The organism is Xanthobacter sp. BG11Y11_SDJG (genome assembly GCF_057364445.1).
Genome location: NZ_JBNFNU010000001.1, coordinates 92050 through 105894 on the forward strand (window position 1 = coordinate 92050; position 13845 = coordinate 105894).

Here is a 13845-nt window from a genome sequence, read left to right on the forward strand (position 1 = left end):
ACCGGCGGAACGCCAGCGGGAGCACGGCCATGAGAGCACGGCCATGAGAGCACGGCCATGAACGCAAACACCTCCTTCTTCGGTGATCTGCTCACCTCCATCGCCGACCGCGGCCGCGCGCTGCTGGACCGCAACAGCCGGGTGAGCGGCGCCACCAAGGCGGCGACCCTGGTCGAGCGCTGCGAGGACCTGCTCTCGGGCAAGGGCGAGGCCTCCGGCGTCGCGCTCGCCACCGACATCCTCGACCGCTACGGCCGCATGAAGACGGGCGAGCGCATCGCCTTCTTCGAGGGCCTCGCCGAGCAGTTCGGGCCGGACCGCGCGCGCCTCGACGCGGCCATCGAGAGCTTCCGCCGCACCGGCTCCGACGCTGCCGTCGCCGAACTCCACGCCGCCTCCGAGCCGCGCCGGCAGGAGCTGTTCCGCCGCTTCAACCTCGCGCCCCGCGCCACGCTCGCTCTGGTGCGCATGCGCGAGAACCTGATGGACGCCATGGCCCACCGGCGCGACCTCGCGAGCGTCGACCGGGATTTCGGCCACCTGTTCTCCTCGTGGTTCAACCGGGGGTTCCTCGTGCTGCGCCGCATCGACTGGTCCACGCCCGCGAGCGTGCTGGAGAAGATCATCCGCTACGAGGCGGTGCACGAAATCCGCGACTGGGCCGACCTGCGCGCCCGCGTCGACAGCCCGGACCGGCGCTGCTACGCCTTCTTTCACCCGGCGCTGGTGGACGAGCCGCTGATCTTCGTCGAGGTGGCCCTCATGAAGGAGCCGCCGGCCGGCATCGCGCCCATCCTCGACCAGAAGCGCGAGCACCTGGAGCCGGAGAAGGCCACCACCGCGGTGTTCTACTCCATCTCCAACTGCCAGCGCGGGCTCGGCGGGGTGTCGTTCGGCAACTTCCTCATCAAGCAGGTGGTGGAGGAGATCTCGCGCGAGATTCCCTCGCTCACCACCTTCGTCACCCTCTCGCCGGTGCCCGGCTTCCGCGCCTGGCTGGAGGCCGAGCGCAAGCAGGACGAGTCCCGCGCGCTCTCCCCCGCCGACAAGGAGGCGCTGAAGGCCCTCGACGATCCGGACTGGGTGCAGAACGAGGCGGTGCGCGCCGACATCACCCCGGCGCTCAGCGCGGCGGCGGCCTGCTATTTCCTGGTGGCCAAGACCAGCAAGGGCAAGCCGCTGGACCCGGTGGCACGCTTCCACCTCGGCAACGGCGCGCGGCTGGAGCGCATCAATCCCATGGGCGACCTCTCGCCCAAGGGCATCGCCCAGGCCGCCGGCCTGATGGTGAACTACCGCTACGTGCTGTCCGACATCGAGAAGAACCACGAGGCCTTCGCCGGCAAAGGCGAGGTGGTGGCGAACCCGGCGGTGCGCAAACTGCTGCGCGCGGATGCCGCGCCGCGCGCCCTCGTTCCCCTGCCCTGAGACAAGAAGAACATGAGCAACCATCTTTTCGGCGCCATCCGCGCCGCCATCCCCGACACCGCCAAGCCGCTCGCCATCCATCCCGCCGGCGGGGCGGAGACCTATGGCGACGCGCTCGCGCTGTCGGCGCAGCTCGCCAACCTGCTCGTCGCGCGCGGCGTGAAGCCGGGCGACCGGGTGGCGGTGCAGGTGGAGAAGTCCTGGCCGGCCTTCGCGCTCTATCTCGCCGCGGTGCGCGCGGGCGCGGTCTACCTGCCGCTCAACACCGCCTACACGCTGAACGAGGTGGAGTATTTCCTCTCCGATGCCGAGCCGACCGTGTTCGTCTGCCGCCCCGAGATCGCCGCCGAGGCCAAGGCGCTGGCGCTGAAGCTCGGCGTCCCGGCGGTGGAGACCCTGGGCACCGATGGCAAGGGTTCGCTCACCGAGGCCGCCGCCGCCTTGCCCGCCACCTTCGAGGATGTGGCTCGCGGTGCGGATGACCTCGCCGCCATCCTCTACACCTCCGGCACCACGGGCCGCGCCAAGGGCGCCATGCTCACGCACGACAACCTGCTGTCGAATGCGCAGACGCTGAAGGACTACTGGCGCTTCACGGCCGACGACGTGCTGATCCACGCCCTGCCGCTGTTCCACACCCACGGCCTGTTCGTGGCCTCGAACGTGGTGCTGCTGGCCGGCGCGTCCATGATCTTCTGCCCCAAGTTCGACGCCAAGGAAGCGCTCGCCCTCATGGGCAAGGGCGCCACCAGCCTCATGGGCGTGCCCACCTTCTACACCCGCCTCCTGGACCAGCCCGGCCTCACGAAGGACGCGACCGCGCACATGCGCCTGTTCGTCTCCGGCTCCGCGCCGCTGCTCGCCGAGACCCACCGCGCCTTCGCGGAGCGCACCGGCAAGGCGATCCTCGAGCGCTACGGCATGACCGAGACCGGCATGAACACTTCCAACCCCTATGACGGCGAGCGGATCGCCGGCACGGTGGGCTTCCCCTTGCCGGGCGTGGACATCCGCGTCACCGATCCGGAGACCGGCGCGGTGCTCGGCGCCGACGCCATCGGCATGATCGAGGTGAAGGGCCCGAACGTGTTCAAGGGCTACTGGCGCATGCCGGAGAAGACCGCGAGCGAGTTCCACGACGGCTTCTTCATCACCGGCGACCTCGGCAAGGTGGACGGCGCCGGCTATGTGCACATCGTCGGCCGCGGCAAGGACCTCGTCATCACTGGCGGCTTCAACGTCTACCCGAAGGAAGTGGAAGGCGAGATCGACGCCATTCCCGGCGTGCTGGAAAGCGCGGTGATCGGCCTGCCGCATCCCGACTTCGGAGAGGGCGTGACCGCCGTGGTGGTGCGCACAAAGGACGCGCGCCTCACCGAGGCCGAGGTCCATGCCGCGCTGGAGAGCCGCCTCGCCAAGTTCAAGCTGCCGAAGCGGGTGTTCTTCGTTGACGAACTGCCGCGCAACACCATGGGCAAGGTGCAGAAGAACATCCTGCGCGAGACCTACAAGGACACCTATCGTAACGTAGCGTAACGTCGCGTAAGTCAAGGACTGCACAAGCAGGCCCCTCCCCGCCAAGGGAGGGGCGCCGATCGGGAGAAAACCCCGGCGGAAGGAAGCAACGTCAAACCGGCCGCCCAGGGCGCGGCCGCAGGGAGGAAGACCCAATGAAGACGCACCGCAATCCGGGCGCGCGCAGCCTCGCGCTCGCCGCCATCGCCGGCGCCGCCGTCGCGCTCGCGACCCCTGCCTTCGCGCAGGACATCACCTTGAAGGCCTCGCACCAGTTCCCGGGCGGCAAGGGCGACCCGCGCGACGAGATGGTGCAGATGATCGCCCGCGACGTGGAAGCGGCGAATGTCGGCCTGAAGATCCAGGTGTTCCCCGGCGCCTCGCTCTACAAGCCGAACGAGCAGTGGGGCGCGCTGACCAAGGGCCAGCTCGACATGTCGTCCTTCCCGCTGGACTACGCCTCCGGCCGCGTGCCGCAATTCTCGGTGACGCTGATGCCGGGCCTGGTGCGCAATTTCGACCGCGCCGAGCGCCTGAACGATTCCGACTTCATGAAGGACATCAAGAAGATCATCGAGGCTCAGGGCGCCGTCGTCATCGCCGACGCCTGGCTCTCCGGCGCCTTCGCCTCCAAGAAGAACTGCATCACCGGTCCGGACAGCATCAAGGGTCAGGTGACGCGCGCCGCCGGCCCCGCCTTCGAGCAGATGCTGGCCAAGGCGGGCGCCTCCATCGCCTCCATGCCCTCGTCGGAAATCTACTCGGGCATGCAGACCGGCGTGCTTGACGCGACCAACACCTCTTCGGAGAGCTTCGTCTCCTACCGGCTCTACGAGCAGGTGAAGTGCCTGACCGCGCCCGGCGGCAACGCCCTGTGGTTCATGTACGAGCCGGTGCTGATGTCGAAGCAGGTGTTCGACCGCCTGAAGCCCGAGCAGCAGAAGGCGATCCTCGCCGCCGGCAAGAAGGCCCAGGACTGGTTCGCGAAGGAAGTGCGCAAGGGCGACCAGAAGCTGATCGACACCTACAAGAAGGCGAACGTCGAAGTGATCGAGATGTCGGCCGCCGACTACGACGCCTGGCTGAAGGTGGCGCAGGAGAGCGCCTACAAGAACTTCGCCGAGAAGGTGAAGGGCGGCGACGAGCTGATCAAGAAGGCGCTCGCCGTCCAGTGAGGGGCTGAGGGCCTTCTCGTCCTCCCAGGTCACTCCGGCCGTCATGCCCCGGCTTGTCCGGGGCATCCACCCGGCGGCCGGGGTGACCGGTGGCGCGCAGGGATGCCGAATGGCCGTGCTCGGTTCCGGCGTGGATCCCCCGGACAAGCCGGGGGATGACGGCGGCGCGGGGCACCGCGCGCAACCGCATCCCCGAAGACCGACGACCCCTTTGCGAAAGCAGAACCGATGATCCGCCTCTACCTCAAGACCGTGGACACGCTGTCCAAGATCGCCGGGATCGCCTCCGGCCTGATGCTGCTGGCGGCCATGCTGATCATCTGCCAGATGATCTTCCTGCGCTACGTGTTCCGCGCGCCCACCATCTGGCAGACCGACTTCGTCATCTTCTCCGCCACCGCCGCCATCTTCCTCGGCGCGCCCTATGTGCTGCTCACCCGCGGCCATGTGGGGGTGGACGTGATTGAACTGATGGCCCGCCCGCCGGTGCAGCGCGTGCTGGGGCTGATCGGCGCCGTGCTGGGCCTCCTGTTCGCCATCGCCATGACGGTGGCGAGCTACATCTTCTTCCACGAGGCCTATGTGAACGAGTGGCGCACCTCCTCGGCCGCCGCCATCATCCTGTGGGTGCCGCTGCTGCCGCTGCCCATCGGCTTCGGTCTGCTCACGCTGCAATACATCGCCGAGATCCTGCGCCGCCTGAAGGGCGTGGACGGCTTCGGAGCCCATCCATGAGCGCGCTCTCCCCCACCACCGCCGGCTTCCTCATCGTCGGGACGCTGCTGCTCCTGCTCGCCACCGGCATGCCGATCGCGTTCGCGCTCGGGCTCGCCGCCATCGCCGGCCTCCTGGTGGCGAACGGCATCGGCGTGTTCGAGGTGCTGGCCGAGACCATGTTCGCCGGCATCGGCAACCTCGCTTACGTCTCCATCCCCATGTTCGTGCTGATGGGCGCGGCGGTGGCGGCGACCCCGGCGGGCAAGGACCTTTACGAGGCGCTGGACCGCTGGCTGAACCGGGTGCCCGGCGGCCTCGTCCTGTCCAACATCGGCGCCTGCGCCATCTTCTCCGGCATGACCGGGTCGAGCCCGGCCACCTGCGCCGCCATCGGCAAGATGGGCATTCCGGAAATGCTGAAGCGCGGCTACCCCGCCTCGGTCGCCACCGGCTCCATCTGCGCCGGCGGCACGCTCGGCATCCTCATCCCGCCCTCGGTGACGATGATCGTCTACGGCATCGCCACCGAGACCTCCATCGGCCGCCTGTTCCTGGCGGGCGTGATGCCGGGGCTGATGCTCACCGCCATGTTCATGACCTGGGCGCTGATCGACTGCAAGCGCAAGGGCTTCCGCTTCGACGACATGGGCACCCGCTTCACCTTCGGCCAGAAGCTCGCGGCGCTGCCGCGCGTGACGCCCTTCATCATCATCATCGTCGGCACGCTCTACGTGCTCTACGGCGGCGTGGCGACGCCCTCCGAGGCGGCGGGCGCGGGCGCCTTCCTGACGCTCGGCGTCGTCATCATCATGTACCGGCTGTTCCGGCCGAAGCCGATCATCGAGATCTTCTCGTCCACCATGCGCGAGAGCATCATGATCATGATGATCATGGCCTCGGCGGAGCTGTTCGCCTTCGCGCTGTCGTCGCTGTTCATCACCCAGACCGTGGCCTCCACCATCGCCAGCCTGGAGGTGAACCGCTGGGTGCTCATGGGCATCATCAACGTGTTCCTGCTGGTGGCCGGCATGTTCCTGCCGCCGGTGGCGATCATCGTCATGTCGGCGCCGCTCTTGTTTCCGATCGTCGTCTCCTCGGGCTTCGACCCGTATTGGTTCGCGGTCATCCTCACCATCAACATGGAGATCGGCCTCATCACCCCGCCGGTGGGCCTCAATCTGTTCGTGGTGAACGCCATCGCACCCCAGGTGCCGACCCAGCAGGTGCTGTGGGGCTCGCTGCCCTACGTCATCACCATGATCTTCGGCATCATCCTGCTGTGCATTTTCCCGGAGATCGCCACCTGGCTGCCGACGGCGGTGATGGGGCCGGCGCAGTAAGCCCGGGGCATAGCCCCAGAAGCCGTCATGCTCCGGCTCGGCCGGAGCATCCCTGCCCCCTCCCCGCCATGCGCCCGGCCGCAGGATGGGCCCTCCGGTCAAGCCGGAGGGCGACGGCGGTGAAAAGGGCGACGGCGGTTGGGCGGCGGCGGCGGGGAAGAGCTATCGCGGCGACGGCGCCATGAACCGCAAGGCGGGTGGCCGCCCCTACCGCATCACCGGGATCACGTCCACGCCCACCGAGAGGATGTGGTCGCCGGAGGCCACCACCACCCCGTCCACGGGCGAGACATCCGCATAGTCGCGGCCGATGCCGAGGATGATGTGGTCGTCGCCGGCGGGGATGGCGTTGGTGGGGTCGAGGCCGATCCAGCCTGCCTCCCGCCCGCACCACAGCTCCACCCAGGCATGGGTCGCGTCCGCCCCTTCGAGGCGCGCCTGGCCCTCCGGTGGCACGGTGCGCAGATAGCCCGACACGTAGCGCGCCGGCAGGCCGATGCCGCGCAAGCCGGCGATCATCACCTGGGCGAAGTCCTGGCACACGCCGCGCCGCGCCGCGAACGCCTCGTGCGGCGCCGTGGTGACGATAGTGGAGCCCGGCTCGTAGACGAAGCCGTCCTTGATCCGGTGCATCAGCTCGATGCCCGCCTCCAGCACCGGGCGGTCGCCGGAAAAGCTCGACGCGGTCCAGTCCGTGATCTCGCCGTCGAGCGGCACCGCGCGCGAGGCGAACAGGCCGTGGCAGGGCGCGCGGGCGGACAGATCGGGAATCTCCAGCGCCTCGGTCCGCACCGCCTCCACCGTGGGGGTCGCCGCCGCCTCCGGCAAGGCCGTGGAGACCACCTCGACCCGGCTGCGGGTGGAGATCTGCAGATGGTCGTGCGGCGCGTCGAGCGTCACCCAGGTCACGCCATTGCCGAAGAAGTCGGTGCCCTGCTCGCGCTCGGCGGGATCGGGCAGGATTTCCAGCATGTGGGCGATCACGTGCTGGTGGCCGGCGCGGTCCACCGGCGTCATGCGCAGCACCTGCCGCGCCACCCGCACGGGCACGGTGTAGGTGTAGGTGGTGGTCTGGCGGATGTCGTAGAGCATGCCCGCCTCACAGCGCCAGGGTCAGGGTCATCTCCGGGGAACGGCCCTGGAGGAAGTAGTGGGCGGAGATCTCGTCCGACAGCTCCATGAGGAGGTCCTCCATGGACTGGAACCAGGCGGGATCGAAGCTCTCCGACGTGGCGGCCGCCAGCTCCGCCTGCATGCGCGCGACGAGGCGCTCCCAGCGCGGCGGCGGCGCGTCCATGTCCCGGCCCGGGAGCACCCTCAGATGCGCCGCCATGCGCTCCACCTGGAACGCCACCGAGCGCGGATTGTCCGGGTCGAGCAGGACCAGGTCGAGCACCGGCCCGCGCGCCTCCATCATCACGTAGCGCGTGCGGTAGGTGATGCGGCTGTCCGCCACCTGGAGCAAGGCATCGAGCGAGCCCTGAGGGGCGCCCTGCTCGCCGAAGGTCCGGGCGAATCGCAGGGTGCCGATGGCGCGCTCGGTGCGCCGGCCGAGTTCCAGGAAGCGCCAGCCGGTCAGGCGGTTCATGTTCTCCGAGGCGAGGCCGTAGAAGGCGGCGATGATGCGCAGCGCCGCGTCCGCCCGCTCGTGGGCGTCCGCCTCGGAGGGGGCGGTGGGCACCGGCAGGTTCACGCACGCCTCGAGGTCCACCAGGGCCCGCCAGGCGTCGGGCGAGAAGCGGCTCGCGGATGACGGAGGCGGCCGAGCGCGCGGCGAGCACCAGCTGCGGCAGCGCGCCGGGCACGTCGTGGCGGGTGAGCACGGCGATGGCGTAGCGCGCCGGCGTCACCCGCGCGAGGCCGCGCGGCATCGGCGCCCCAGGCGCCGAGCAGGCCGAGCAGGCGCGACACCAGCGGGCTCGTGCCCTCGTCGTCGTTTTCCGCGAGGCGGCTCACCAGCACGCGGGCGAGGCGCAACGTCGCCTCGGCGCGCTCCACATAGCGGCCGAGCCAGAACAGGTTGTCGGCGGCGCGGCTCGGCAGCGTGCCGGAGGAGCGGCGCACCTTCACGTTGTCCGGACTGGGGAGCAGCGTGGTGTCGGAGACGGCCTGATCCGACAGCACCCACACGTCCGCCGAGCGGTCGCCCTTCTGCAGCGACACCGCGCGCGAATCCGGCGCCGAGGAGATGCGGCAGAAGCCGCCCGGCATCACCTCCCACCCGCGGTCGGTGGCGCACAGGAACACGCGCAGCATGAAGGGGCGCGGGGTCAGCTTCTCGCCGGTCCACACCGGCGTGGTGGACAGGCGGGCGATGTCCTGGCCCACCACGTCCGTGCCGCGCCGGGCCAGCACGGTGGCGAGCCGGCGGCGGGGCGGCGGGGGGTGAGGTCGGCGCCGATCACCGAGCCGCCCTCCAGAAGGCCCGGCACCGACCGCCCGAAGGCGGACGCCAGAACCAGTTCGTCCAGATGCTCCAGCACCTGGGCGCGCTCCGCCTCCTGGCCGCACCACCAAGGTGGCCACGTGCGGCAGCTTCAGCGGCGCGCCCGATGAGGCGCTGGGGCGAGGCGCGGCAGGAAGGCGAGGCAGCAGCCGGGCGCCTCCACCAGGCCCGAGCCAAGCGCATTGGCGAGCGAGACGCCGCCGACCCGGGCCGCCTGGACCAGACCCGGCACGCCGAGACGCGAGCGGGCATTCAGTTCCAGCGGGTCGGCGAAGTCGGAATCAAGACGGCGCAGCAGCACATCGATGCGCCTGAGGCCGGCCACCGTGCGCACATGCAGCGTGTCGCCGCGCACCGTGAGGTCCTCGCCCTCCACCAGCAGGAAGCCGAGATAGCGGGCGAGCAGCGCGTGCTCGAAATAGGTTTCGTTGAGCGGGCCGGGGGTGAGCAGGCCGATGCGCCCCTCGCCGGTGCGGTCGAGCTTCAGGAGAGAGGTGCGCAGCGCCTGGAAGAAGGCGGCGACGCGGTGCATGCGCAAGGCGCGCGACACGTCCGGCAAAGCGCGGGTGAGGGCGAGCCGGTTCTCCAGCGCATAGCCCGCGCCGGAGGGCGCCTGGGTGCGGTCGGAGAGCACCCACCAGCGTCCGTCCGGGCCGCGGCCGACATCGGCCGCATAAAGCCGCAGATAGCGCCCGCCCACCGGCTTCACGCCCACCAAGGGGCGCAGGAATTCCGGACTGCCGGCCACCGCGGCGGCGGGAATGTCGCCCTCGCTGACCAGCCGGGCGGGTCCGTAGAGGTCGCGGAGCACCAGTTCCAGCAGTTCGGCGCGCTGGATCAGGCCCTGCGACAGGGTCTCCCAATCGGCCGAGCCGAGCACCAGCGGCAGGTGGCTCAGCGACCAGGGCCGCTCGTCGCCGCCGGCATCGTCATAGACCCGGTAGAAGACGCCGGAATCCTTGAGATAGCGGTCGGCGGCGGAGAAGCGGCGGCGCAGTTCCTGCGGCCCGAGTTCGGCCAGCGCGGCGAGGAAGGGCACCCAATGGGCGCGCGGCTTGCCGTCCGCATCCATCATCTCGTCGCGGATGCCGGGCAAGGTCTCGTAGCCGCCGAGCACGCTCTCGACCGCAGCCTTCTCGAACACGTCGCTGCGCTGCTCGGCCCCCGACACGCAAAAACCCCTTCCCCCGCGGCGCTCCCCGGCCGGCCTGCCATTATGCCCAAAGGCGAAGGAGATGCACCCCGCGTGGCAGCACGCAGGGCGGGCGGCCCGACAACCGCGCGGCCCCGCTTCCCAGCGGGGCGGCGGGCGGCAAGGGTCTGCGCGACCGCGCGGGCGTTCCGCCGAGGAAAGAATAATTCTCAACGATGCGCGCGGGCCACACATCCGAGGGGCCGGAGCGGCCGGTAGTGACGAGGAGATCCGGGGTAGGCCGCCTCAACCGAACAGGATCGCCGCCAGGATCACGACATAGGACAAAGCGAACAGGATGCCGTCACGGACGAGCGGCGACAGGCGCGAGGTCATAGAAGCACGTTCCGAGTTAGTTGACCGATCTTATGGAATCTATGTGAGATCGGTCAATAACCGGTTTTCGGACGTGAATAGAACTGCCCTCACTCGCCCTTGAAGGCTGGCGCGCGCTTGTCCACGAACGCCGCCACGCCCTCGGCGAAGTCGCGGGTTCCGGCGCTGGCGATGAAGGCGTCGCGCTCGGCGTGAAGCTGGTCGGACAGGGTGTGGGAAAAGGACGCGCGCATCAGGTGCTTGATGCGTCCGAAGGCGAGGGTGGGCCCTGCGGCGAGGCGACGGGCGAGCGCCTCGGTCTCGGCGCCAAGATCGGCGACGGGCACCACCTTGTTCACGAGGCCGAGCCGCAGCGCCTCCGGGGCGTCGATCACGTCGCTGAGCAGCGCCAGTTCCAGCGCTTTGCGCAGGCCGACGATGCGCGGCAGGGAGAAGGTGCCGGAGCCGTCCGGCGTGGTGCCGATGCGGGCATAGGCCATGGTGAATCGGGCATCGTCCGCGGCGATGGCGAGGTCGGCGGCCAAGCATCACCGAGAGCCCCGCGCCCGCCACCGCGCCGTGCACGCTGGCGATCACCGGCGCATGGAGGGAGGCGAGCCCCACCATGGCGTGGTGGAACGGGTCGATGATGCCCGCCACCACCTTCGGCGCCTCGCGCCCGGCGGCGTGGAAGCGGCCCACGTCGCGCCGGCGAGGAAGGCCCGCCCCTCCCCGGACAGCACCACGGCCCGCACCGAGCGATCCTTCGCCGTGCGGTCCACCGCGTCCTTGAAGGCGAGGATGGTCGGCTCGTCGATGGCGTTCAGCACCGCCGGCCGGTTGAAGCGGATGCGGGCGATGCCCTCGGCCACCGTGAACAGGATCGGCGCGGCATCGGCGGCAGACGGGCTCTCGGACATCGGCGTTCCTCGGTGCTTCGGGGCTGCGGCGGCACCTGCCGCGGGCGCCGCAGGCTGCCCGAGCCGCAAGCGGGCCACAAGGTGGCTGCGGTCGTGGGCCGACGGTCCGTCGGCCCAGCTTCATTTCACATTAATTTTTAGCGTGAATTTTCATATTGCGCAGTCGGATGATGCGATTTATTTTAAATTCCACGAAATGATGATGTTTTAACGCTTCCAAACTGTGGTTTGCAGCGACGAAGCGAGGAGCGCCGCTTATGACGTCCCCCCTCCAGCGCAAGCTGAAGATCACCGGCCCCACCGTGGTCACCGCCAACCGGCTTGCCGACGGCGCCGTGGTCTGGCTCGGCCGCGGCGGCCGCTGGACCGAGCGCCTCGCCGAGGCCGAGGTGGCGACCAGCGCCGAGGCGGTCCACCAGCTTCTCGACATCGCCCATGCGGACGAGGATACCGCCGTGGGCGCTATCCGCCACCTCGTCGCGCTGTCGGATGCCGGCATTCCGCAGCCGGCGACCCTGCGCGAGCGGATCCGCTCCACCGGCCCCACCGTCGCGCAGTCGTTCCAGCCCGGCGCGCTCTGAGCGCGCGGCAACCGATCGGGTTTCCCATGTACGTGCACGACGAGTTCGACCGCACCTTCCTCGCCGAGCGGGTGGAGGATTTTCGCGGCCAGGTGGCGCGGCGCCTCTCGGGCGCGCTGACCGAGGAGGAGTTCAAGCCGCTCCGCCTCATGAACGGCGTCTATCTCCAACTGCACGCTTATATGCTGCGGGTGTGCATCCCCTACGGCACGCTGTCCGCCGCCCAGCTGCGCGCGCTCGCTGGCGTGGCGCGCAAATACGACCGCGGCTACGGCCATTTCACCACGCGCCAGAACATCCAGTTCAACTGGATCAAGCTCGCCGAACTGCCGGACGCCATGGCGGACCTCGCCAGGGTGGGCATCCACGGCATCCAGACCTCGGGCAACTGCATCCGCAACACCACCACCGACCCCTGGGCCGGCGCCGCGCCCGACGAGATCGAGGACCCGCGCCTCTATGCGGAGATCATCCGCCAGTGGTCGACGCTGCACCCGGAATTCACCTTCCTGCCGCGCAAGTTCAAGATCGCCATCACGGCGGCGACCCACGACCGCGCCGCCATCAAGGTGCACGACATCGGCCTGCGCCTGCACCGGCGGGACGGCGAGACCGGCTTCGAGGTGATCGTCGGCGGCGGGCTCGGCCGCTCGCCCTTCATCGGCAAGACCATCCGCGACTTCCTGCCCAAGGAGCACCTGCTCTCCTATCTGGAGGCGGTGCTGCGCACCTACAATCTCGAAGGCCGGCGCGACAACATCTACAAGGCGCGCATCAAGATCCAGGTGCACGAGATCGGGCTTGAGGAATTCACCCGCCGCGTCGAGGCGGAGTGGGCGGCGATCCGCGACGGCGCCCTGAAGCTCGACGCCAGCGCCATCGACCAGGTCCGCGCCCATTTCGCGACCCCCGATTTCGACCGTCTGGATGACCGCCCGGCGCTGCTCACGGCGGCACTCGAAGACCCCGACTTCGCCCGCTGGCACGCCAATGCGGTGGCGCCCCACAAGGCGCCGGGCCACGCCATCGTCACCTTGTCGCTGAAGCCGATCGGCGGCCCGCCCGGCGATGCCACGGCGGACCAGATGGACGCCATCGCGGCGCTGGCCGAGCGCTACGCCTATGGCGAGGTGCGCGTCGCCCACGAGCAGAACCTCACCTTCCCGCACGTGCGCCAGAAGGACCTGCCGGAGCTGTGGCGTCAGCTCGACGCCATCGGCGTCGCCACCCCCAATGTGGGCCTCGTGAGCGACATCATCTCCTGCCCCGGGCTCGATTACTGCTCGCTCGCCAACACCCGCTCCATCCCGATTGCGCAGGCCATCTCGGAACGCTTCGCGGACCCGGCACGCGCCGCCGAGATCGGCCGGCTGCATCTCAACATCTCCGGCTGCATCAATGCCTGCGGCCACCACCATGTGGGCCATATCGGCATCCTCGGGGTGGACAAGAAGGACGAGGAGTTCTTCCAGATCGCGCTCGGCGGCAAGGGCAACTTCAAGGCGCGCCTCGGCGAGCTGATCGGCCCCGCCATCCCCGAGAGCGAGATCGTCGATGCGGTGGAGCGCATCGTCGACACCTATCTCGAACTGCGCACGTCCCCGTCCGAGACCTTCATCGCCGCCGTCGAGCGCCTCGGCCTCGACCCGTTCAAGGAGCGCGCCTATGCCCCTCGTTAAGTCCGGCGCCGTCACGGCCGATCCCTTCGTTTTCGTCGCCGACGGCGAGGCGCTGCCGGGCGGCGCGGCGATCGTTTCGGCCGCGCGGCTGCTCTCCGGCGATCCGGCGCTCGCCGCCCATCGCGGCCCGCTTGGGGTCGTCTGGCCCAACGACAAGGACGTGAGCCTCATCGCCCCATATCTTCCGCGCCTCGCTCTGGTGGCGCTCGCCTTCCCGAAGTTCCGCGACGGCCGCGCCTTCAGCCAGGCCCGGCTCCTGCGCGAGCGCTACGGCTTCACCGGCGAGCTGCGCGCCACCGGCAACGTGCTCCAGGACCAGGTGCTGTTCATGGCGCGTGCAGGCTTCGACGCCTTCGCTTTGGAGAAGGGCGCCGACGCCGCCGCCTTCAAGACGGCACTGGCGCGCTATTCGGTGTTCTACCAGCCCACCGGCGATGGCCGTCCGACGGCGCGCGACCTCCGATCCGGCGCGCCGGCCCGCGTCGCCTGGAGGCGGCCGAGTGAACGCGGTCGATCCGGCCGGCCCGCGCCTCGACG

The 13845-nt window shown here is 69.6% G+C and carries 13 protein-coding genes and 1 pseudogene; 8 read left to right on the top strand and 6 right to left on the bottom strand.

Annotated elements, in window-relative coordinates; translation table 11 throughout:
* Positions 1-57: 57 nt before the first annotated feature.
* The 5 genes from AC2W7M_RS00490 (at position 58) to AC2W7M_RS00510 (ending at position 6175) form a co-directional block, all read left to right on the top strand.
* Entirely contained in the window at positions 58-1428 is a 1371-nt protein-coding gene (locus AC2W7M_RS00490; RefSeq protein ID WP_486129328.1) for a malonyl-CoA decarboxylase, read from the top strand.
* Between the two features lie 12 nt (positions 1429-1440).
* On the top strand, positions 1441-2964 hold the full coding sequence (locus tag AC2W7M_RS00495; protein WP_486129329.1) for a malonate--CoA ligase: 1524 nt from the start codon (positions 1441-1443) through the stop codon (positions 2962-2964).
* Between the two features lie 134 nt (positions 2965-3098).
* Complete coding sequence (locus tag AC2W7M_RS00500; protein ID WP_486129330.1) at positions 3099-4118, top strand: TRAP transporter substrate-binding protein; 1020 nt, start codon at positions 3099-3101, stop codon at positions 4116-4118.
* Between the two features lie 228 nt (positions 4119-4346).
* Entirely contained in the window at positions 4347-4853 is a 507-nt protein-coding gene (locus tag AC2W7M_RS00505) for a TRAP transporter small permease subunit (protein ID WP_486129331.1), read from the top strand.
* Complete coding sequence (locus tag AC2W7M_RS00510) at positions 4850-6175, top strand: TRAP transporter large permease (RefSeq protein WP_486129332.1); 1326 nt, start codon at positions 4850-4852, stop codon at positions 6173-6175. Before AC2W7M_RS00505 ends, AC2W7M_RS00510 begins: the two co-directional genes overlap by 4 nt.
* A 207-nt stretch (positions 6176-6382) precedes the next feature.
* Here AC2W7M_RS00510 and AC2W7M_RS00515 read toward each other — a convergent pair whose 3' ends face one another.
* The 6 genes and pseudogenes from AC2W7M_RS00515 to AC2W7M_RS00540 all read right to left on the bottom strand — a co-directional run bounded on the left by AC2W7M_RS00515 (position 6383) and on the right by AC2W7M_RS00540 (position 11048).
* On the bottom strand, positions 6383-7267 hold the full coding sequence (locus tag AC2W7M_RS00515) for a transglutaminase family protein (protein WP_486129333.1): 885 nt from the start codon (positions 7265-7267) through the stop codon (positions 6383-6385).
* A gap of 7 nt (positions 7268-7274) precedes the next feature.
* A complete protein-coding gene (locus tag AC2W7M_RS00520; protein WP_486129334.1) occupies positions 7275-7886 on the bottom strand; it encodes an alpha-E domain-containing protein in 612 nt (203 codons plus the stop codon).
* The gene (locus tag AC2W7M_RS00525) at positions 7865-8530 is read right to left on the bottom strand and encodes an alpha-E domain-containing protein (protein WP_486129335.1); all 666 of its coding nucleotides are present in this window, start codon (positions 8528-8530) and stop codon (positions 7865-7867) included. The genes AC2W7M_RS00520 and AC2W7M_RS00525 overlap by 22 nt, the downstream gene beginning before the upstream one ends.
* Positions 8446-8658: a hypothetical protein gene (locus AC2W7M_RS00530; protein ID WP_486129336.1), complete on the bottom strand. Its 213-nt coding sequence runs from the start codon at positions 8656-8658 to the stop codon at positions 8446-8448. The genes AC2W7M_RS00525 and AC2W7M_RS00530 overlap by 85 nt, the downstream gene beginning before the upstream one ends.
* Before the next feature lie 54 nt (positions 8659-8712).
* Positions 8713-9792, bottom strand: a complete 1080-nt coding sequence (locus tag AC2W7M_RS00535; protein WP_486129337.1) for a circularly permuted type 2 ATP-grasp protein — start codon at positions 9790-9792, stop codon at positions 8713-8715.
* Between the two features lie 446 nt (positions 9793-10238).
* Positions 10239-11048 (bottom strand): annotated as a pseudogene (locus AC2W7M_RS00540) (enoyl-CoA hydratase/isomerase family protein).
* A 257-nt stretch (positions 11049-11305) separates the two neighbouring features.
* Between AC2W7M_RS00540 and AC2W7M_RS00545 the strand changes: the two are divergent.
* The 3 genes from AC2W7M_RS00545 to AC2W7M_RS00555 form a co-directional block, all read left to right on the top strand.
* The gene (locus AC2W7M_RS00545; RefSeq protein ID WP_486129338.1) at positions 11306-11629 is read left to right on the top strand and encodes a DUF2849 domain-containing protein; all 324 of its coding nucleotides are present in this window, start codon (positions 11306-11308) and stop codon (positions 11627-11629) included.
* 26 nt (positions 11630-11655) lie between these two features.
* Positions 11656-13308: a nitrite/sulfite reductase gene (locus AC2W7M_RS00550; RefSeq protein ID WP_486129339.1), complete on the top strand. Its 1653-nt coding sequence runs from the start codon at positions 11656-11658 to the stop codon at positions 13306-13308.
* Positions 13295-13845, top strand: a 551-nt coding sequence (locus AC2W7M_RS00555; RefSeq protein WP_486129340.1) for a DUF934 domain-containing protein, incomplete at its 3' end; no start/stop codon positions are given. The genes AC2W7M_RS00550 and AC2W7M_RS00555, both read left to right, overlap by 14 nt.

Excerpts from the sequence above, each read along its gene's own strand:
- AC2W7M_RS00490 (WP_486129328.1), top strand. The coding sequence starts at position 58 with ATGAACGCAAACACCTCCTTCTTCGGTGATCTGCTCACCTCCATCGCC.
- AC2W7M_RS00495 (WP_486129329.1), top strand. The coding sequence starts at position 1,441 with ATGAGCAACCATCTTTTCGGCGCCATCCGCGCCGCCATCCCCGACACC.
- AC2W7M_RS00500 (WP_486129330.1), top strand. The coding sequence starts at position 3,099 with ATGAAGACGCACCGCAATCCGGGCGCGCGCAGCCTCGCGCTCGCCGCC.
- AC2W7M_RS00505 (WP_486129331.1), top strand. The coding sequence starts at position 4,347 with ATGATCCGCCTCTACCTCAAGACCGTGGACACGCTGTCCAAGATCGCC.
- AC2W7M_RS00510 (WP_486129332.1), top strand. The coding sequence starts at position 4,850 with ATGAGCGCGCTCTCCCCCACCACCGCCGGCTTCCTCATCGTCGGGACG.
- AC2W7M_RS00515 (WP_486129333.1), bottom strand. The coding sequence starts at position 7,267 with ATGCTCTACGACATCCGCCAGACCACCACCTACACCTACACCGTGCCC.
- AC2W7M_RS00545 (WP_486129338.1), top strand. The coding sequence starts at position 11,306 with ATGACGTCCCCCCTCCAGCGCAAGCTGAAGATCACCGGCCCCACCGTG.
- AC2W7M_RS00550 (WP_486129339.1), top strand. The coding sequence starts at position 11,656 with ATGTACGTGCACGACGAGTTCGACCGCACCTTCCTCGCCGAGCGGGTG.